The sequence below is a fragment of the Paenibacillus chitinolyticus genome, assembly GCF_045038035.1.
In the GTDB taxonomy this organism is placed as follows: Bacteria; Bacillota; Bacilli; order Paenibacillales; family NBRC-103111; genus Paenibacillus_F; species Paenibacillus_F chitinolyticus_A.
The window spans coordinates 1993315-2013025 of the sequence record NZ_CP173427.1 but is presented as its reverse complement, the minus strand read 5'-3'; the positions used below and the strand labels follow the sequence as shown (position 1 = coordinate 2013025).

Below are 19711 nucleotides of genomic sequence, written 5' to 3'. Positions count from 1 at the left end.
GATGCCCCAATTATAGACCATTTACAAAGCTTATACAATGAACGGTTTAAACCGCTCCGGGGAATGCGGGGCGTCCGACGGACACATAAGTAAAGCCTTTCTCCGCCATCTCGGCGGGGGCAAACATGTTTCGCCCGTCGATAATCAGCGGCTCCCTGACCAGGCTGCGGAGCCTATCGAAATTAATCCGCCGCAGGTCTTCCCAATCGGTTGCGATCACTACGGCTTCCGCATTTTCCGCGGCCTCATAAGGATCGGTCAGGCAGCGTACACCGGGAAGCAGAACAGACGCCTTGGAAGCCGCAGCCGGATCGTACGCCGTCACAACCGCCCCACGCTCCTGCAGGGAGCGGATAATATCCAGCGCAGGGGCATCGCGGAGGTCATCCGTATTGGGCTTAAACGCAAGCCCCCATACCGCAATGCTCCGGCCTGACACGTTTCCGCCCAAAGCGGCCGTCACCTTCTCGACAAACCGTTCGCGCTGAAGCGTATTGACCTCGATGACCGCCCGCAGAATGCGGAAATCATAATCGGCATTTTGGGCGATTTTCAGCTGGGCCCTCGTATCTTTGGGGAAGCAGGAACCGCCGTAACCGATTCCCGCCTGCAGAAACTTGGGCCCGATCCGGTTATCGAGCCCCATTCCCCGGGCGACTAGGCTGACATCCGCACCTACTTTCTCGCATACGTTGGCCATTTCGTTGATGAATGAAATTTTAGCGGCCAAGAAGGCATTGGACGCATATTTAATCAGTTCGGCACTCTCGGGGTCGGTCCGCACAACCTCGCCGCCGAACGCGGCCTGCAGCTTCTCTACGCGGAGAGCGGCATCCGCATCGTCGGACCCGATCACGACCCGGTCGGGATGAAACGTGTCGTGAATGGCCGTCCCTTCTCTTAGAAACTCCGGATTGGACACGACGGAGAAGGGAACGGGCCGCAGCTGCCCTTCTTCCATCCACTGCCGGATGCGCCTGGACGTTCCTACGGGCACCGTGCTTTTCATCACGATGATTTTATAATCGTCCATCTGCCGCGCCAGTGTCTCCACCGCGCCGCGGACCTGCTGCATGTCGACTTCCCCGTTTTCGAGCGTAGGCGTTCCTACCGCAATAAAGAGGATGGACGAGTCCTGCACGGCTCTTGCCAGGTCGGTCGTGAAAGACAACCGGCCGGCGGCCTGGTTCGAGGCCGCAAGCTCTCCCAGCCCAGGTTCGTAAATCGGAATTTCGCCAAGGCTGAGACGGCGGACTTTGTCGGGATCGATGTCTACGCAGATGACATCATGCCCGATTTCGGCGTAGCAGCATCCGGTCACGAGCCCGACATACCCCGTCCCAATAACGGCAATGCGCTCCATTCAAGATTCTCCTCCTTATCCGATATGAAACTCGTGACGGACGAGGTTCGTTAAATACGAGCGCAGTTCCTCCTGCAGCCCTTCCCGCTCCAGAGCCATTTCGATGGTGGCCTGGATATAGCCGAATTTATCGCCGACGTCGTATCTTCTCCCCTCGATCGGATAGGCGACCATCGGCTGCTTTTCGTTCAAAATGCGCAGCGCGTCCGTCAGTTGGATTTCGCCGCCGCGTCCGGGCTCGCATTTCTCCAAGATATCGAAAATCTCCGGCATAATCAGATAGCGGCCGATTACGGCCAGGTTGGAAGGCGCATCGCTGCGGTCCGGCTTCTCCACGAGATCCGCAATTTTCTTATAAGCTGTAATTTCGTCCGAGGGTGCGACAATTCCGTATTTGCTCACATCTTCCCAGGGAACTTCACGGACACCGATGACGGACGTCTCCGTCTCCTCGAACACGTCCATCATCTGGCGCAGAGCGGGTTTGGACGAACGAAGGATATCGTCTCCCAGAAGTACCGCAAACGGTTCGTTCCCGATAAACTTGCGGGCGCAGTAAATCGCGTGGCCCAGGCCAAGCGGCTGCTTTTGACGGATATAGTGCACATCGGCCAGATTGGTGACCGTACGGACCAGGGAAAGAAGCTCATCGTTCCCCTTCTCCTCGAGCATCATTTCCAGTTCGACAGATTTGTCGAAATGATCCTCGATCGCGCGCTTGTTACGCCCCGTAACGATTAGAATATCCTCGATCCCGGATTCGATGGCTTCCTCGACTATGTATTGAATGGCCGGTTTATCCACCAGCGGCAGCATTTCCTTGGGCTGCGCCTTGGTAGCGGGCAGAAAACGCGTGCCGAGACCGGCCGCGGGAATTATCGCTTTACGAATTTTCACGGTTGTTCCTCCGTTCCTGTAGCTTCCGCACGGTTTCAAGCGAAGTGCGCTTGGAACCCAGCGGAGCGTGAAATACCTGACCGGCACGTAAGCCGTGGAAATCCGAGCCTGCCGTTGCGATCAGCCCGTGCTCACGGGCCAGACGCCCGTAATGGGCTTCCTGCTCCGGCGTATGATCGGCGTGGCTGACTTCGATGCCATCTAAACCATATGCGATGAGTTCCCGCACGATGTCTTCGTCGCCGTAAAGACCCGGATGGGCAAGCACGGCAGCTCCGCCGGCTTCTCTAATCCAGTCGATGGCCGTGACGGGACGGATGCGCGGCGGATTGACATAGGCGGCTCCGCCTTTGCCCAGATATTTCTCGAACGCTTCGTTCATCGAGCTTACATAGCCTTTGGCAAGCAGAACGTTTGCGATATGAGGGCGGCCGATCGTGTCCTCTTCGCCTTTGCCGGCTTCCAGATGTTTGACGACCTCCTCCATCGAAACGGCAAGACCCAGCTCGTTCAGACGCGCCAGCATCATCTCGTTGCGCTTGTTGCGCGTATTCCGGAGCTCTTCCAGACGCTCCAGAAAGCTTTCCGACTCCGTATCGATGTAGTAACCGAGCACATGGATGTCCTGCCCGCCGGCCACCGTGCTGATTTCGACGCCGGGAACGACTTCGATCCCGATCCGCCTGCCTTCAAGCTGCGCCGCCCTGACGCCGGATACCGTATCGTGATCGGTTATGGCTACGGCCGCAAGTCCGGCTTCCTTAGCCAGCCGGACGTTGTCCTCAGGCGCCTGCGTTCCGTCCGACGCCGTCGTGTGCGTATGCAAATCGGCCCATTGAGTCATAGATGGTGCCTCCTTTTTTTCCCGGCAAAGTGTATCCGGTCATCTCTATAGGGATGTAACGCCCTTTTCTATCCGTTTCTAAAGCCATTTGACCAGATCGTCGCGCCGCATAAAATTCAAAAAACTAACGGCCGACAACGGCAGGAGGGTCGAATTCAAATAAATCGCATAGAAACTGCGCGAAAAAGACACGCCTTCGATTTCCTTTATCTTTAATATACCAAGCCTGACCTCATGTTTAACCGACGACTGCGACAAAATGGAAACGCCGAGACCGGCTTCTACCGCCGATTTGATCGCTCCCGTACTCCCCAGTTCCATGACGATGTCCATTTCGCTGCACGCGATGCCCGTCCGCTCCAGCTCCTCTTCCATGACGCGCCGGGTTCCCGAACCTTCTTCCCTAAGAACGAACGGGTATTGGAAAACGTCCTCCATACGGATCGTATCCATCTCCGCCAGCGGATGCCCTGCGGGGACAATGAGCTTTAGCTCATCGCTCAAAATGGCTTCCGTGTGGACATCCGGATGCTGGATGGGAGCCTCAACAAGGCCGAACGTCAGCTGATGGGCAAAAATCTCGTCCAAAATTTGCGTCGTATTCATGACTTTCATCGCAACCGAAATATTCGGGTATTCTTTGCGGAAGGGTCCCAGCAGGCGGGGCAGGATATATTCCCCCATCGTCAGCGAGGCTCCGAGCTGCAGCCGTCCTTCGGCCATGGCTGTAAAGCCTGTCATGGCGTTCTCGGTTTCCCGGATGAGTTCGACGCACTTGCGGGCGTAGGGAATCAGCGTCCTTCCCGCTTCCGTCAATTCGATTTTTTTGGTAGAGCGGTGAAACAGCTTGATTCCGAAATGATCCTCCAGGGACTGCACCTGCATCGTTACCGCGGGCTGCGTCATATGAAGCGCCTGCGCGGCGTGCGAAAAGCTGCCTTTTTCGGCTACCGTATAAAAGATGTGAAGCTGGTGAAAATTCAGAGCCATCGTCATCGCCGCCCTTTCTCCGCATTTATTATAGCATTTATAAGACGGAAAAAAGAGCATACCTGCAAAATGCAGGCATGCTCTTCGCCGTGCCGTAATCCTTCATCTGCCCGGAGTTACCGCCGCTTACGGCTGTTCTTGATCAGCGTCATCCGGCGGGAGTGGCGGAGCCACGAGTAGTACGATTTCAGATCGCGCAGCTCGATGGTCTCCGACATTCTGCCTAGGAAAGTCACGATAATCATTTTATGCAGCGGGTTGCCCGCAATATCGGTTTCGTTCTCAATGACGGAAAACTCGGCGACCATCACCAGATCGTCGTCCACGAGATAAACGTCCTGTTCGTTCTTGTAATACGAAGCGATCCGTCCGTCTTTCAGTTTATCCCATAAAAAATCGCAAATGTCCTCGAAGCCGGTTTTCTCGTTTTCGACCCGGTCCGCCCAGCGGAGACGAGCATGATTCGTGATCACAATGTCCGCAATTTTTTTGTCGTTCAGGTTAACATAAAAAGGTTCGTACGTGCTCCAGCGGTCCATTGTTTTGTCCCTCATGAATCACAACTCCTCTCCAAGCGTTTAGGCCTTTATACCTACTGGTTTTCACCATTGTAACTCAATATTAAAATATTTCCAAATAAAAACGCTCACTTAATTTATAAATATGGCGCGGCACAAGAAAAAATGTCACACAACTGTAGAAAATTCAAAATTAACAAAAAAATCAATCTTCTCATAAACTGTAAAGACAATGAAATAAGATTTCAGAACGCGTTCACGGCCGCAGCGCCGGCAAGGGCTGACCTCCGGTCAAATAACCAGGCTTATTTGGAAAAACAGATTTGCGCTTTTGCTCTACAGTGTGTAAAATTTTGATTTGTCCGGTCCGTGGCTTTCGTACTCGGTTTTAATTTCACCGCGGTAAGAACGCTCCACCTTGCGTACGTAAGCCAGCTTCTGAAGTTGGCGTACGGTTTCGTCATACCGGCTGGCATGAATATACAGCACCACATAGTGCATTTTCTTGGACATGTAGTGCACCGATCCGAAGCGCTCCAAATTTTTGGCGGCTTTCAAATCAGTCACCCATATGATTAGTCCGGTTCGCTCCGTTATCATGTCGTTTGACTCCTTTTAGCAGTATTCGCTTTTGATAAACTGAATTCTATTTTACGGGTTGGAGATGATCCTAAATGTCGGCTTCTTCGGCTGTCATTGCCCGCGTCATTCGCGGGCCCATCACTGAAAGTATTCACCGCGGCCATATCGCTGTCGTCGATCATACGGGCCGCCTGCTTCACAGCCTGGGCGATCCGCATGCGGTTACATTCGCGCGTTCCACCGCAAAGCTGATTCAGGCGCTGCCCGTTCTGGAATCGGGCGCGGCTTCCGATTTCGGCTTCACCGACGCCGAAATCGCCCTGATCTGCGCTTCCCATAACGGGGAAGACCAGCATGTCCGCGCGGCGCGTTCCATTCTGGCCAAAGCGGGCGCGGAAGCGGACGATCTGCAGTGCGGGTCGCACTATCCGTTCCACAAGCCGACTTCGCGGCAGATGCGCCAGGAGGGGGAAGCCCCTACGCCCCTGCACAACAACTGCTCCGGCAAGCACTCCGGCATGCTCTCTCTGGCGGCTAAGCTCGGCGTCAGCGCCGAGCATTACATGTCGCCCGAGCATCCCGTGCAGCGCCAGATGCTCCGGGCCGTCGCCGAAATGGCGGGCCTTGCCCCCGAGGAGATTCCTCTGGGCGTAGACGGCTGCGGCGTGCCCGTGTTCGGGCTGGCCATCGACCGCCTCGCGCTCGCTTACGCGCGGCTCGGCAAGCCCGACGGCCTCTCCGCCGAACGCGCCGACGCGTGCCGCCGGATCATTGCGGCCATCCGGCGGGAGCCTTCCTACCTCGCGGGAAGCGACCGCTTCGACACGCGGCTGGCCGAGGCGACCGGCGGCAGAATCATCGGGAAGATGGGCGCCGAAGGCCTCTTCGCCGTTACCGTGCCCGATGAAGGACTGGGCCTTGTCCTCAAGATCGAGGACGGCGCCCAGAGAGCGCTTTACTGCGCCATGTTCGAAGCCCTTGTTCAGCTTGGTCTGCTTCATGCGCGCGAGATGGAGGCCCTGGCGGAATTCCGCGAGCCGAAGGTCACGAATTGGCAGGGCACCGTCGTAGGCTCCATTCAAGCCGACTTCAAACTTACTTAAACAGCAGCCGTGTCCGCGGGAATAACCCGCAGGCACGGCTTTTTTTAGAAAATCGGCTATTATCGTCCCCGTCAAGAGACGTTCGAATTGTCAAAGCTGTTGGCACGGAAACCTTGAGGGGGCTAAGCCCCCGGTTCCGCTTGTCCGGTTCCCTGCGGAGGTTAACCGCAGCTGGAGCAGCTTCCGCCCGATCCGCAGCTGGAGCAGCCTCCGCCCGATCCGTTGTCGAGTCCGCCGGGAACTTTGATCGTGTCGGATACGGCAGTCGCGATAGTCTTCGATATGGTATACAGCAACAGGTCAAGCCGTTCCTCCGCTTCCTTGTACTTGCTTATGCTCTGCACCTGCTCAAGCCGGGACTGTACGGCCTGGACTTTCTCCAGTGCGGCATGGTAATCGGGATGGAAATGGCCGAAACGCTCGCATTCCTCGAACAAATCTTTGGCTTTGTTGAACTCTCTCACGAGCCTCTGCGCCTCGAAATCCTGTTCCACCGCCTGCTTCCAATATAGATAATCCGCCACTTCGGCAGAGTTGTTAATGAGATCGCCCACCTGATACGCGCCCATAAGAATGGACGACATATCCATTGTCTTGGCTTCCGCCACACTCACAATCGATCACTTCCTTTTGTGTTTCCTGCGTACTCCCCCTATCATATCACAGTTCCCTAGGACTTTCTCCATTTTTAAAAGCATCCGGGGTGACTTTTGTTGGAGATTCCTCAGAAAAAAAAGACCGTTTGCAGGCGTCCCGGTGTTTAAAAACAAAGAAATGATTCGCACGAAACAAATTATATTACATAATTTTCCATAAATCAAGTTTAACAAATTTAAGTACCGGATAATCCGGGCAAAAGGATACGGATGCGGCCGATCCGGCCGGCTTGAACCGTTCTGTTTCTCCCTGCGCCGTCCGACAGTTCGAGGATTAGCTCATCTCCCCGTTCTACGGCCCTGCGCGGGATCCATACCGCCGCTGCACTGCCTTCAACCTCGGCTAAAACAGGGGCTCCCCAGGAAATCGCCTGCCGAACGATTTTAAGAGTGGTCGACGCATGGTATCCCCTGCTGTCCCGATACCAGACCGCCGGAATATCCCGCATTCCGGGATACATTTCCTCCGCGGAAGGCAGGCGCGTATCCAGTTCCAGGTACTGGACGGGGTCCTGATCGTACACAATCCCTTTCAGCGTCTCCGTTTCGGCTTCTCCATCCGGACCCGGCGCTTCCTCTTCAGCCTGATAATCAGACGCCTGCCGGGGAGAAAAGCCCGCTGCGTCCAGCAGCTTCATCATGTCGGTCATTTTGCCTGCCGGAACGATAAAATCAGCGTCCCCGATTTTCTCAAGCAGCAGCCTCCCGATCTTGGGATGGCGCGAGATTTGTTCCGCAAGCTGTGCGTCCGCGCAGCGCAGAAGAGTCACGCCGCCGAGCACGACACGGCCGTACTGCTCGCCCCATGCGGTAATCGTAAGCCTTACGGTTTCCGGCACACCGTGGCGGGCATGACTTTCGAGAAGTTCCAAGACCTGTTCCGGAGGAGTTCCGTGATCCGCCCCTCTTTGGACGCTTTCTTTGGTCAAGCGGTACACGGCCATACGGTCGCTTTTCACGAGCTCGGCGACACGGGCGATTTCCCAGCGTACCTTAAACGGGCATTCCGGCGAGATCATCACCTCGAAATCCGGCTGTACATACAAAAAGGCGGACGGTTTCGCTGTTTTCCGCTCCTCATTCGCTCTCTGTTCGCACCGTACGGGATAAAGCCAGCCGACCGATACGTCGCCGCTGTCTTCCGGCTCCCATTCGAGCCATCCGAACGCCCGCAGAGGCTGAAGCCATTTCTGAACCAGCCGGAGAGAAAAACGCGCTCCCTCCTCCTCTCCTCCGGTCAGCGTTTCCCGCCTGTTCAGCTCGGCCGCCAAGCGGCTCAGCCGTATTTTGGTGCCGACGGCGAGCTTGTCGAGCAGACATACCGCATGCTGCAGATCCGCTTCTTCGGGAAAACGGTGTTCCGTCCAAAGCCGGTACAGCATGTCCGTTTGACGCGCCTCGTCCGCGGCGAGCCAGTCACGAAGCCGGGGCTTGTGCAGAACAAGCCGGTCCCGGCTCCGGTACAGAAGCCCCAGCCGCTGCAAAAAATCCAAGGCTACCGCCAGCGATACCGGATAGGTATCGGCATGAGCGAACTGGAGTCCGCAGCCGGCCAGGTCGGTTTCGTCAAAACCGAGAAGCGCCGTCATTCTCTGTACGTGGCGCTTGTGCAAAGCCCCGCGCTGGGTAAGCGGCAGCTCGTGCTGATCCGCATAGTTGAGCAGGAGAAACAAGTCGAGCGGCAGTCCCTGACGCGGCTTGTCTCCCTGTTCGTAAAGCTGCCGCAGCTTGGTATTATCGCCGCTGCCGATATTCCACGGGCTGCCCGCTCCGCCGCCGCGCCCGACTCCATTACAGCCGGGCCCAAAAAACACGGCCTGCCACCCCCGCAGACCGTCCTGCGGGAGCAGGAACAGCCGGTCGCCCCACGATTTGCGGAACGCCGCGATCAGCCCCCGGCTGCGCAGACCCGTGAGAGCCGTTTTAACCAAAGCCGCCGCCCAGTCCGCCGTTTCCCTCTCCAGTTCGGCAGGTGTAAAAGGCCGGCTGCCGAAACGGACGACGATCAGCCGAAGCAGCTTCTCCTCATCGGACTGCAGAGTTGCCCGGAGCTTTCCGAGCACCTCCTCATTTCCGAAAGCTTCCCGGGCCTCCATACCATGCGCCGCCGCGCTTTTTATCCACTCTTGTCCGAGCAGCTGCCTGGAAACGGCCGGCGGCATTTTATCGAGTATTTGCGCATAGTTCATCGCTCCCGCCCTCCTCTATCCTGTACTCGTACCCCTGCTCGAGCAGAAAAATCCGCCGCTTAAGCGCATACTCCTGCTCGCTCGTCCCTCTGCTGACCAATGTGTAAAAGAAAGCCTCGTTTCTCCCCTTTTTGGGCCGGAGTATGCGCCCGAGGCGCTGAGCCTCTTCCTGCCTGGAACCGTAGCTTCCCGAAAGCTGGATAGCGACAGAAGCATCCGGAAGATCGACGGCGAAATTGGCGACTTTCGAAACAGCGAGAATCCGGACATGGCCGGTGTTAAAAGCGTCATAGAGCCGCTGCCGGTCCACCTGCGGCATTTCGCCGGTAATAAGCGGAATCGTTAATTTCCGGGCGACTTCTTTCAACTGGTCCAGATATTGGCCGATAATGAGAATCGCTTCTCCGTCATGGCGGGCCAGCAGACGCGTTAACGCCAGAAATTTACGGGAGTTTTCCCCGGCTATGCGGAACCGGCTTCTTTTGTCCGCCTCGTAATAGTTTTGCAGCTCACCGGTCTCCATCTCCACGCCAACCTCCGTACAGGTTACCCGTGCGATCCATCCTTCCTGCTCCAGCCGCTTCCAGGGCATATCGAACAGTTTGGGGCCGATCAGCGAAAAAACATCCTCCTCGCGTCCGTCCTCGCGCACCAGGGTTGCCGTCAGTCCGAGCCGACGGGTCGCCTGGATATCCGCGGTCGCCCGGAAAACGGGAGCGGGTAAAAGATGCACCTCGTCATAGATAATGAGCCCCCAGTCCCGGCTGTTGAACAGCTCCATATGAGCTTGTTCGCCGCCTTTTTCACGCCGGTGTGTAAGAATTTGATACGTGGCGATGGTGACGGGTCTAACCAGCTTGACGTCCCCGCTGTATTCGCCGACGCGTGATTCGTCCAGACTGGTCTTGCCCAGAATCTCTTTGATCCATTGGCGGACGGATGTCACATTCGTAGTCAATATCAGTGCCGCACAGCTTAGCTTTGTCAGCGCGGCGATGCCGATGACCGTTTTTCCCGCTCCGCAGGGCAGAACGAGCACTCCGCTGCCTCCGTCCGAACCGCCGGCCGGATGAAAGCACTCTACCGCTTGGCGCTGGTAATCTCTCAGCTCCACTCCCTTTAGCTCCGCCGGAAGCTCTTCTCCCGCGTGATAACCGGCCATATCAATGACCGGATACCCGAGCCGCGTCAGCTCCTGCTTCATGACGCCCCTCATATCCGGCCGGACTGCGAGTGCGGAACTTTGCACGGCTTCCGCGGGATCTGCGTCTTCCCGGTCGAAAAACCGCTGAAACTGTTTCAAACCGCCCAATTTGGCCAGCAACTCCGTGTCTGCGGATTGGAGATACAGCTTCCCCTTGTCGGAAACGAGCCGGAGCAGTCCATACCGGTCCAGAATGGAGGTAAGTTCATCCTCCATGCGGCGGGAAATCCCGTATTTGGACTCCTGCTTCAGAAAGCGGATAATATCGCCGCTGCGCAGGCCCGAAGCCGCCGCATTCCACAGGGACAGGGGGGTTATTTGGTAGGTATGCAGATGCTTCGGACTTTTAACGAGATCCGCGAAAAGCACCAACTCCGCACGGATCGACTCGAAGCGCTCATGATCCGCTTCCGCCAGCACAGTAAGGTCCTGTTGAACGATGAGCGCATTGTCAGATGCCGGATTCACGGCGAGGCCTCCTTTTTTTAACCGAATTCCCTCTTCACTATTCCTAGTATGAAGGGAACTTCCGAGAAATAAACGTTGCTGCATCATTTGTGCTCCATTTCGGAGCATTGTATAATGGCTAGGTTCCTTTTCCCGAAAAGGGGCATCTAAACCACAACAAGGATTTGATCTCATGAACACAAAAAAAGCGCTTCTTCTGTTTATTCTTACCGCCCTTTTTCTTGCGGCCTGCGTGTCCGCCCAACCAAAAACGGATTCCGGATCGTTTAAAGAAACCGTCCTCGCCCGTTATCCCGAGCTGAAAACGCAAAAAATGACGACAGCTAAGGTCAAACGAGTAGTGGACGGCGATACGTTCGAGCTGGAAAACGGGGATAAAGTGCGGCTGATCGGCTGCAACACGCCTGAAACCGTCAAGCCGAACAGCCCTGTCGAAACTTACGGCAAGGAAGCGTCCGACTATACGAAAAAACGGCTGACCGGAACAACCGTCTATCTGTTCAACGATGCCGGAGATACCGATAAGTACGGCCGGCTGCTCCGGTACGTCTTTATTGAAGGGGAGTCCGTCATGTATAACGAACTTCTCCTCCAAGAGGGGTATGCCAACGTGATGACCATTCAGCCCAATGTGATGTTCTCCGATCGTTTTGTAAAAGCGGAGCGGGAAGCCCGGTCCCAAAACAAAGGCCTTTGGGGCGCCAAAAGCCCCTCATCTCCCGCCAAAACCGGCGATTCCCCAAATGGCGGTTCCGGCAAAAATCCGGAAGCTGCCAATCAAACGGCGGCCTGCCCCGATCCTCAAATCAAAGGCAATATCAATTCGAAGAAAGATAAAATCTATCACGTTCCGGGGAGCTCATCCTACGAGCAGACACAGGCGGAAGCCATGTTCTGCACGGAGAACGACGCCAAGAAGGCCGGCTACCGCAAAGCCGGATAGCCTTGACAGCCCGAAAAGACGCACCGGATGCCGGTGCGTCTTTTCGGGCTGTCAAGCAGCATTCATTTGTTCGAGGACGTGCTCCGTCCTTCCGAAATACGACTCAGCGCTTCTCCCGCTTCGTCTTCCAGCTTATCCCGGACCGCAAGGTCTCCGATCGCGATAACGCCGACCAAATTACCGTCCTCGACGACCGGAAGGCGCCGCACCTGATGCTGGGCCATCACTTTGGCCGCTTCCTGAACATCCGTTTCCGGCGAGATCGTCGTCAAGTTTTCGGAAATGACTTTCTTAACGGCCGTGGATCCGCTGTGTTTCTCGGCATAGCCGCGGACGACCAGATCCCGGTCGGTTACGACGCCGATCAGCTTGCTTCCTTCCACGACGGGAATGAAGCCGATATCGTGCTGTTTCATTTTAACCGCGATTTCATAGACGTTATCCTGCAGCGTTACGGTTACGCAGTCGGTAGACATGACATCTCTGACTGTGGGCACGAAGAATTCCTCCTTCACTTGCATGACGGCAAGTTATGTTAGGGCTGGAATTAGCGTGTCCCCGTTTCGTCCAAAACATGCAGAGCCATTCGCGTCAGCAGCTTGCCGGCGGTCAGCATCGCCCGTTCATCCAGATCGAACTTCGGATGATGATGCGGATAGTCCGCACCCGTCTGCGCGTTCCCGGCTCCCACGAAAATAAAGCAGCCCGGCACTTGCTGAAGGTAATATGCGAAATCTTCCGCAGCCATTACCGGCTCGATCGTAAGAACACGGTCTTCCGGAAGCATGCCGGAGGCGACTTCCCGGAACCGTTCGAACTCGGCGGGGTGATTGACCAGCGGCGGATACCCCAGCCGGTAGTCCATGACCGACTCGGCTCCGTACATCTTGCAGGTCGAAGCTACAATATCCTCGACCCTTTCTTTTACCTGCAGCCTCAGAACGGAATCGAACGTCCGGGTCGTCCCTTTCATTTTGCAGGTTTCCGCAATAACATTGAAGTTGGTTCCGCCGTTTATGGAACCGATCGTGACCACGCAGGACTCGATAGGGCTTACTGTCCGGCTGACGATGGTCTGCAAATTCACGACTGTGTGGGAACCGATGACAACGCTGTCAATCGCTTGATGAGGCATCCCCCCGTGGCCGCCCTTGCCCCGGATTTCAAAATGAAACTCATCGGCTGCGGCCATCATCGCTCCGGGGTTCGATCCGACTACCCCAACCGGTAAGGGTGTCCACAAATGCACACCGTATATTACGTCCACCCCATCAAGGGCGCCCGCCTCTATCATGGAAGCGGCCCCGCCGGGGGTAACTTCCTCCGCATGCTGAAAAATAAACCGGATTCTGCCCTTCAGCCGCTCTTTTTTTGTGCTCCATATTTTCGCGGCGGCAAGCAGAGTGGACGTGTGCGCATCGTGTCCGCAAGCATGCATGATGCCCGGAACCTTCGATGCGTAGCCGCACTGTTTTTCGTCCTGTATCGGCAGTGCATCCATATCGGCCCGGAGAGCGACCGTAGGTCCGGGAGCGTTTCCCTGAAGATCGGCGATCAGCCCGTAACCGCCCATCCCCGTGCGGACATCGAGCCCCCAATCGGTAAGCTTTTCCGCTACGAACGCCGCCGTATTGACTTCCTTATAAGAGAGCTCCGGATGCTGATGCAGATACCTTCTCCAGGACACCATCGTCTCGTACATCGCTTCCCATTCTTTATCCAGTTCCTCACCTTGTCTGATCAAGGTATCACCCCGCCCACGTGTTTGATACGATTCTTCCTTTCATTGTACCAAATCCTCCCACGTCTTTCATCGCCAAACCGACAACAATTTTACACGATTCCGGGTTTGCTCTTACTTGCAAGACTTAGGGAAACATACTATCATGGTTAAAGAATGCATAGAAATTGGAGGCGTCTGAATTGATTATTGAAACCAAAGGGTTTAAAGGCCTGAAAAGCGATCTCGCCCACCTCGACGAAGTAACAACCAAACTCGGTTTTGTACGTGGGCAGTGGGAATATACCCGTGCGACTTATGATTTGAAAATGGAAGACCCGACGACAAAATCCGACTACTACCTGCGTGTAAACACACGTGCCGAATCCGGCAAGCTGGAATCTCCTTACGCGATTCTGTACATCGAAGAAGCATACATAGGAAGAGCTACATTCCCGCACGGTCTCGACTATGAATCCCCGATTCCGGACGCGATTTTGAACAAAGCGAAGCAGAAGTTGACCCAACTTCAACAACTGTTGGCGTAACAGGAGACTCTCTTGAGTACCCCGCGCAGAGGAACGCCAGATTTTCTGCTTCTTTTCTTGACCTTCGCGTTGGTCTGCTTCGGCCTCGTGATGGTTTTCAGTTCCAGCTCGGTATACGCATCGACCAAATTCAACAATCCTTGGTATTTTGCGACCAGACAGATTTTATTCGCCGTAGTCGGCACGTTCATGATGCTGTTCTGCATGAATATCCGGTACAGCAAACTGAAAAACTGGGTCAAGCCCGGCTTTTTCGTGGTGATTGCCATGCTGATAGCCGTCCTGTTTTTCAAAGGAATTAACGGCTCCAGAAGCTGGCTCCCGCTCGGAACGTTCAGCCTTCAGCCCGCCGAATTTGCCAAGCTCGCTGTCATCGTTTACCTGGCACAGCTGATCAGCAAGAAGGGCGACAATATTCAGGATATGAAAAAAGGCCTTCTGCCGGCTGTTGTCATTACGGCTTTTATCGCCTTCTGGATTATCCTCCAGCCGGACGTCGGTTCGGCCGCTATTCTTATCCTTTGCGCCAGCGTGGTGATCTTCGTGGGAGGCGCCCGTGTGAAGCATCTGTTTTCCTTAGGGGTGGCAGGCGGACTGGCCGCCACGGTGTTTCTCGGCTTCTATTTTCTGTTTAATTTTAAATCCGCTTCCGATCATGTCGGTCTAAGGATGAAACGGTTCAGTGCTTACTTGAATCCCAAAGACGATGTGCTGGACAGCGGTTTTCAGGTCATGCAGTCTCTTTACGCTTTCGGGCATGGCGGAATTACCGGAGCCGGTTTCGGGCAGAGCATTCAGAAGCTCTATCTGCCCGAGCCCTATACGGACTTTATTTTCGCCATTATCGGCGAAGAGCTCGGCATGATCGGCAGCATACTTTTCCTTCTGGTCTACATCATCTTCCTGTGGCGCGGACTGGTCATTGCCGTCCGGTGCCCGGACCGGTTCGGGATGCTGACCGGCGTAGGCATTATGACCATGATCGGGATTACGGCCATTATCAACATCGGCGGTGTAACGGGAACGCTGCCGATGACCGGGGTAACGCTCCCGCTTATCTCCTACGGGGGATCGTCCATGATGGTCACGCTGATCAGCATGGGGATCATGCTCAGCCTTTCCCGCGAGCAGAACCGGCTGGAGAAGAAGGAGAAGGTCGAGAAGGTTACGCAGACTACGCGGGTATACCGCTAGAAGCATCCTCTCCCTTAATCCGCCCGTCCGTGCGATAAGAAAAAAAAGGATGCCCCCGGGCATCCTTTTTTGGTATGTACGCTATCCGGCAGACGGGCCGGAATCGGATTATTTCACGCGGGTCGGATCGTCAAGCGAGACGGCTTCGTCTTCCTTGAAAGAAACGCCTTCCACTTTAACGTTTACCTCTACGATCCGGAGTCCCGTCATGTTCTCCACCGCTTCGCGCACGTTAAGCTGCAATTCTCTGCATACGTCCTGGATTTTGCTTCCGTAAAGGACGATGACCCGGAGATCGACGGCCGCTTCCACTTGTCCGACCTCTACAGAGACACCGCGCTGAACATTTTTACCGCTCAGACGTTTGGCGAATCCTTCCGATATTCCGCCGGACATCGCGGCGATTCCCGGTGTTTCCAAAGCGGCGAGGCCGGCAATTGTAGCCACCACATCGTCTGAAATGCGTATGTTACCCGTTTGAATTTCTTCGACCATCCGAACCACTCCTTCAGCAATCGTTATCCTTATTGTAATTGCTGGCAATAGAGAAAGCAACCGAATGCGTCACAGACGGGAGGAAGCGGTTACTTTCTAGGGCGAAGAAATCTCATTTTACAACATTGCCATTTGTGGGTATATTATTTAGAGCGTACATACCTGTAAGATACTTAGCCTTAAGCGGAGGGATAGCTTTTGAGAAAAAACCTGTTCAACATCGGTTTAATAGTCACATTCGCACTTAGTGCCGTCGCGCATTATATGCACTGGGGCACGACGATCCAGTTCGCTATCTCGTGTCTGGCTATCCTGTTCGTGGCCGGATTCCTGGGAAAAGCGACCGAAAGTGTCGCCCACTACGCCGGTGACCGGATGGGGGGATTCCTGAATGCGACTTTCGGGAATGCGGCGGAGCTTATCATTGCCTTCTTTCTCGTTAAAGACGGCATGTTCGATGTCGTAAAAGCCAGTTTAACGGGAGCCATTATCGGTAATCTTCTACTCGTTCTTGGAGCGAGCGTGCTGGCGGGCGGTCTGAAGTTTAAAGAACAAAATTTCAACATCAAGCTGGCCTCGCATAATGCCTCCTTGATGACGCTTGCCGTGATCGCGTTATTCATACCGGCGGTGTTTGCAAAAAGTCTGACCCAGAAAGAAACGACGCAGATGAGCTTGATCGTGGCCGGCGTCCTGATTGTAGCCTACATTTTGTGGCTCATTTTCTCGATGGTGACGCACAAGAAAGAGCTCTCCGATCAAGTTGTCGAACACAGCGAGCCGGCCTGGTCCAAACGGACGTCGATCCTCTTCCTTATTCTCGCCACGGTTATGGTGGGCTTCGAAAGTGAGTGGCTCGTGGGAACGCTGGAAGAATTCACTTCCCAATTCGGACTCTCCGAACTGTTCGTCGGCGCCTTCCTTATTGCGATTATCGGGAATGCGGCCGAGCACAGCGCGGCGGTTATGATGGCTTTGAAGAATAAAATAGGAGCCGCCGTAGAGATCGCGGTCGGGAGTTCGCTCCAGATTGCCTTATTCGTAGCTCCCGTTCTTATTTTCTCGAGCTTCTTCATGGGCAACACAATGGACATCGTCTTCACCACTTACGAGCTGGTTGCCATCGGAGTAGCCGTTATTATTTCGAAATCCATCTCCCAGGACGGTTCCTCCAACTGGTATGAAGGGGTCCTCCTGCTGGCGGTGTACCTGATCCTCGGTGTGGTCTTCTTCCTTGTCTAGTGAACTTGAACTTCCTTATAGAATCAACAAAAAAAGTAACCCGCCTGACGTGGGTTACTTTTTATTTAAGGCTTCATACAATTTCGCCAAATTACGCTCCAGCTTATTCAGCAGTTCCTTGCCGACATGGGCGGGAATAAGTCCTGCACGGATTGCGAAATCGATTTCCCGCGAATATCCGTACATCTGTGTATCGAGCACCTCTTCGTACAAAGGGCATTGACGAGTCGTCAAGTTTTCCATTTGAATTTCGATCAGTTTTTCGATTTTATATGCATCTTCTTCAAGAAGATTAAGTGCTTTCTGGTTCATACTCACCAGCAAATCCGATGAAGACATACTCCTTTTCCCCCCTGTACAGATTCCTACGCCTTAAGTCTAATATAGACGAAAATAAGCCAAGTTACAAGAGAAAGGGCCTTTGCCTTCCTTTTCAAACCAATATAAAAAAACGCCCCGCATGCGGGACGCCCTTATTTCTCGGATTAGTCTTCCACGATTTGAATGGCCAGCTGATGCTTGGCGAATACTTCGGCCATTGCTTTCTTGGCTTCATCCGCATCCGGTCCGTGAACATGAAGTTCATAGTTGCCGGAGCTCAGAAGCGTCGTGAACAGACCCAGAATGCTCTTAACGTCAATATACTTGTTATCGTATTGCAGTACGATGGAAGATCTGAACTGATTCGCAGTCTGGGAAATTTCCACAATCGCTGCATTGTTGGCACTTGGCATGAAGCATTCCTCCTATACGGTTCAACGTCGTCATATAGTTCCATGTTACACGATGAAACCCCTTACACGCAACAACTTTTTCCATTGCGCATTCTAAACGCTTATTTCAAATTTTCGGGATTAAGGCCCTCGAGTTCGGGAATCACAAAACGTCCGTCTTTGCGGATAAGCACATCGTCAAACCACACTTCGCCGCCGCCGTACTCCGGACGCTGAATCAGAACGAGATCCCAGTGCAGAGAGGACCGGTTGCCGTTATCCGCTTCTTCGTAGGCTTGTCCGGGGGTGAAGTGCAAGCTTCCGTCGATCTTTTCATCAAACAAAATGTCTTTCATCGGGTGCTGGATATATGGGTTAAAGCCCAGACTGAACTCTCCGATATAACGGGCTCCTTCATCCATATCGAGAACTTCGTTAATACGCGCCGTGTCGCTGCTTGTCGCTTCCACAATCTTGCCGTTCTCGAAACGGAATGAAATGTTATCGAATGTAACGCCCGACTGAATCGACGGCGTGTTGAACGTGATCGTCCCGTTTACGGAATCGCGGACAGGCGCTGTAAAGCATTCTCCGTCCGGTATGTTATTTTGACCGGAACATTTGATCGCCGGAATTCCTTTGATTGAAAAAGTCAAATCGGTACCGGGCGCAACCAGCCGCACCTTGTCGGTCCGCTCCATCAAAGCCTTCAGCGGGTCCATCGCCGCGTCCATGTTGCCGTAGTCGAGATTGCACACGTCGAAATAGAAATCTTCGAAAGCATCCGTGCTCATGCTGGCCAGCTGCGCCATGGAAGCGTTCGGATAGCGGAGAACCACCCAGCGGGTGTGCTTGATTCTCTGCTCCAGATGAACCGGCTTCTGGTAGTAGAGGCTGTAGAGCTTCATCTGCTCTTCGGGCACATCCGCCCACTCGTTCACGTTCTCCCCCGCTCTTACTCCTATGTAACCGTCCATTCTTTTCATGCGGGCAAGATCGGCTTCTCCCCACTCCTGCATTTGTTCCTTCGTAGCGGATTTAATCAGGGAGCCGAGCACGCGCCGGTCGATCAGATCCACGTAAGGCTTACCGCCGCGGGCATAAACTTCTTCGATCAGGCAGCGCACGAGTTCCCGTTCGGAACCGTACATCTCGATCCATACATTTTCTCCCGGTTTAACATCAAGCGAATATTGGACCAAATTGGCCGCAAGCTGTTGAATTCTAGGGTCGCGCATGAATGTCGTTTCCTCCTTGAAATGAGCGGTTGGTTCTGTATTCCCCGGCTTACGAAGACGGTTTGTCTTGTTTCCGGGCATCCAGCCGTTTTTTGAACAGACTGCCGAGTGCCATCAGAATGACAAAAATGGCGAGCAGAATGAATAATCTGCCTTTATAGGCTTTGAAATGAAATAAATCATGGGCAATCAGGGATTCCAGCAGCACCATCGGAATTTTGCCGATTATCGTCCCCAGTACAAACTGGCGAAACGTTACCGAAGTGACGCCGGCGCCGAAGCTGATGGCTGATGAAGGAATAACGGGAATTAGCCTCCCCATTAGGATGTACAAAAAACCATGATGCTCCAGTTTCCTGTTAAACTGTTGTACAAGCGGCTTGGAGCTCAGTTTTCTTTCGACCCAGTCATGGGCGAAATAGCGGGCGATAATAAACGCCGTCACGCTGCCCAGCACCGACATCACGTAATTCACCACAAACCCCCATTTGATTCCGAACAGCGCGACGTTGGCGCCCGCTATGAGCACGAACGGCACGAAGGGGAACAAGGTTTGCAGATAGACCAAGGCTATACCCAGAGTTTTGCCCAGCATGCCAAGCGAAATAAGCCATGGAGTCAATTGCTCCATAGACGCGCCCGTATGCCTCCAGGCCGATTTTCTATAGAGGATCGAAAGAACGGCAATGATAACCAGCACTATCGTCATCCCATAAATAAATCGTTTGGTACGAATAAATGTAAGCCATTTCAAACTCGCCATCCTCCTGACATTTTTATTGTAACATTTTCTGGGATGATGTA

21 protein-coding genes are annotated in these 19711 nt (G+C 54.2%); 5 read left to right on the top strand and 16 right to left on the bottom strand.

Going from position 1 to position 19711, the window contains the following annotated elements:
- Positions 1-46: 46 nt before the first annotated feature.
- The 6 genes from ACI48J_RS09215 to ACI48J_RS09190 form a co-directional block, all read right to left on the bottom strand.
- On the bottom strand, positions 47-1363 hold the full coding sequence (locus ACI48J_RS09215) for a UDP-glucose dehydrogenase family protein (RefSeq protein ID WP_405082550.1): 1317 nt from the start codon (positions 1361-1363) through the stop codon (positions 47-49).
- A 15-nt stretch (positions 1364-1378) separates the two neighbouring features.
- Entirely contained in the window at positions 1379-2260 is an 882-nt protein-coding gene (gene galU / locus ACI48J_RS09210; RefSeq protein WP_326053651.1) for a UTP--glucose-1-phosphate uridylyltransferase GalU, read from the bottom strand.
- A complete protein-coding gene (locus tag ACI48J_RS09205; RefSeq protein ID WP_405082549.1) occupies positions 2247-3104 on the bottom strand; it encodes a PHP domain-containing protein in 858 nt (285 codons plus the stop codon). Before ACI48J_RS09205 ends, galU begins: the two co-directional genes overlap by 14 nt.
- A 78-nt stretch (positions 3105-3182) precedes the next feature.
- On the bottom strand, positions 3183-4094 hold the full coding sequence (locus tag ACI48J_RS09200; protein ID WP_405083197.1) for a selenium metabolism-associated LysR family transcriptional regulator: 912 nt from the start codon (positions 4092-4094) through the stop codon (positions 3183-3185).
- A 116-nt stretch (positions 4095-4210) separates the two neighbouring features.
- Positions 4211-4648 (bottom strand): hypothetical protein, encoded by a 438-nt coding sequence (locus ACI48J_RS09195; protein ID WP_326053655.1) that lies wholly within the window; start codon positions 4646-4648, stop codon positions 4211-4213.
- 300 nt (positions 4649-4948) lie between these two features.
- Positions 4949-5212, bottom strand: coding sequence for a YlbG family protein (locus ACI48J_RS09190; protein WP_009672616.1), 264 nt, complete (start codon positions 5210-5212; stop codon positions 4949-4951).
- 74 nt (positions 5213-5286) lie between these two features.
- On the opposite strand from ACI48J_RS09190, the gene ACI48J_RS09185 reads away from it, so the two are divergent.
- Positions 5287-6297, top strand: a complete 1011-nt coding sequence (locus tag ACI48J_RS09185) for an asparaginase (RefSeq protein WP_405082548.1) — start codon at positions 5287-5289, stop codon at positions 6295-6297.
- Between the two features lie 161 nt (positions 6298-6458).
- Here the strand turns inward: ACI48J_RS09185 and ACI48J_RS09180 are convergent, their stop codons facing one another.
- The 3 genes from ACI48J_RS09180 to ACI48J_RS09170 form a co-directional block, all read right to left on the bottom strand.
- Positions 6459-6911, bottom strand: coding sequence for a YlbF family regulator (locus ACI48J_RS09180; RefSeq protein WP_326052469.1), 453 nt, complete (start codon positions 6909-6911; stop codon positions 6459-6461).
- A gap of 218 nt (positions 6912-7129) precedes the next feature.
- Positions 7130-9142, bottom strand: coding sequence for a helicase-associated domain-containing protein (locus ACI48J_RS09175; protein ID WP_405082547.1), 2013 nt, complete (start codon positions 9140-9142; stop codon positions 7130-7132).
- Positions 9117-10814, bottom strand: a complete 1698-nt coding sequence (locus tag ACI48J_RS09170) for a DNA repair helicase XPB (protein WP_405082546.1) — start codon at positions 10812-10814, stop codon at positions 9117-9119. Before ACI48J_RS09170 ends, ACI48J_RS09175 begins: the two co-directional genes overlap by 26 nt.
- 172 nt (positions 10815-10986) lie before the next feature.
- Between ACI48J_RS09170 and ACI48J_RS09165 the strand changes: the two genes are divergently transcribed.
- Complete coding sequence (locus tag ACI48J_RS09165; protein WP_405082545.1) at positions 10987-11757, top strand: thermonuclease family protein; 771 nt, start codon at positions 10987-10989, stop codon at positions 11755-11757.
- A 62-nt stretch (positions 11758-11819) separates the two neighbouring features.
- Here the strand turns inward: ACI48J_RS09165 and ACI48J_RS09160 are convergent, their stop codons facing one another.
- Both ACI48J_RS09160 and ACI48J_RS09155 read right to left on the bottom strand, forming a co-directional pair.
- Complete coding sequence (locus tag ACI48J_RS09160; protein ID WP_009672601.1) at positions 11820-12254, bottom strand: CBS domain-containing protein; 435 nt, start codon at positions 12252-12254, stop codon at positions 11820-11822.
- Between the two features lie 50 nt (positions 12255-12304).
- Positions 12305-13501: a M20 family metallopeptidase gene (locus ACI48J_RS09155; protein WP_405082544.1), complete on the bottom strand. Its 1197-nt coding sequence runs from the start codon at positions 13499-13501 to the stop codon at positions 12305-12307.
- A 179-nt stretch (positions 13502-13680) separates the two neighbouring features.
- On the opposite strand from ACI48J_RS09155, the gene ACI48J_RS09150 reads away from it, so the two are divergent.
- Together ACI48J_RS09150 and ftsW are read left to right on the top strand one after the other, a co-directional pair.
- Positions 13681-14025, top strand: a complete 345-nt coding sequence (locus ACI48J_RS09150; protein WP_405082543.1) for a YugN family protein — start codon at positions 13681-13683, stop codon at positions 14023-14025.
- Between the two features lie 12 nt (positions 14026-14037).
- Complete coding sequence (ftsW, locus tag ACI48J_RS09145; RefSeq protein WP_326052476.1) at positions 14038-15219, top strand: putative lipid II flippase FtsW; 1182 nt, start codon at positions 14038-14040, stop codon at positions 15217-15219.
- A 108-nt stretch (positions 15220-15327) separates the two neighbouring features.
- Here the strand turns inward: ftsW and ACI48J_RS09140 are convergent, their stop codons facing one another.
- Complete coding sequence (locus ACI48J_RS09140; protein WP_326052477.1) at positions 15328-15714, bottom strand: Asp23/Gls24 family envelope stress response protein; 387 nt, start codon at positions 15712-15714, stop codon at positions 15328-15330.
- A 198-nt stretch (positions 15715-15912) separates the two neighbouring features.
- Here ACI48J_RS09140 and cax point away from each other — a divergent pair, with 198 nt between their 5' ends.
- Entirely contained in the window at positions 15913-16956 is a 1044-nt protein-coding gene (cax, locus tag ACI48J_RS09135; RefSeq protein ID WP_009672652.1) for a calcium/proton exchanger, read from the top strand.
- Between the two features lie 54 nt (positions 16957-17010).
- On the opposite strand, the gene ACI48J_RS09130 is transcribed toward cax, so the two are convergent.
- The 4 genes from ACI48J_RS09130 to ACI48J_RS09115 all read right to left on the bottom strand — a co-directional run bounded on the left by ACI48J_RS09130 (position 17011) and on the right by ACI48J_RS09115 (position 19670).
- Positions 17011-17295, bottom strand: a complete 285-nt coding sequence (locus tag ACI48J_RS09130) for a YlaN family protein (protein ID WP_326052479.1) — start codon at positions 17293-17295, stop codon at positions 17011-17013.
- Between the two features lie 146 nt (positions 17296-17441).
- The gene (locus tag ACI48J_RS09125) at positions 17442-17690 is read right to left on the bottom strand and encodes an HPr family phosphocarrier protein (RefSeq protein WP_009672583.1); all 249 of its coding nucleotides are present in this window, start codon (positions 17688-17690) and stop codon (positions 17442-17444) included.
- Between the two features lie 101 nt (positions 17691-17791).
- Entirely contained in the window at positions 17792-18907 is a 1116-nt protein-coding gene (locus ACI48J_RS09120) for an aminopeptidase (RefSeq protein WP_217557714.1), read from the bottom strand.
- A 49-nt stretch (positions 18908-18956) separates the two neighbouring features.
- A complete protein-coding gene (locus ACI48J_RS09115) occupies positions 18957-19670 on the bottom strand; it encodes a TVP38/TMEM64 family protein (protein WP_405082542.1) in 714 nt (237 codons plus the stop codon).
- Positions 19671-19711: the final 41 nt, after the last annotated feature.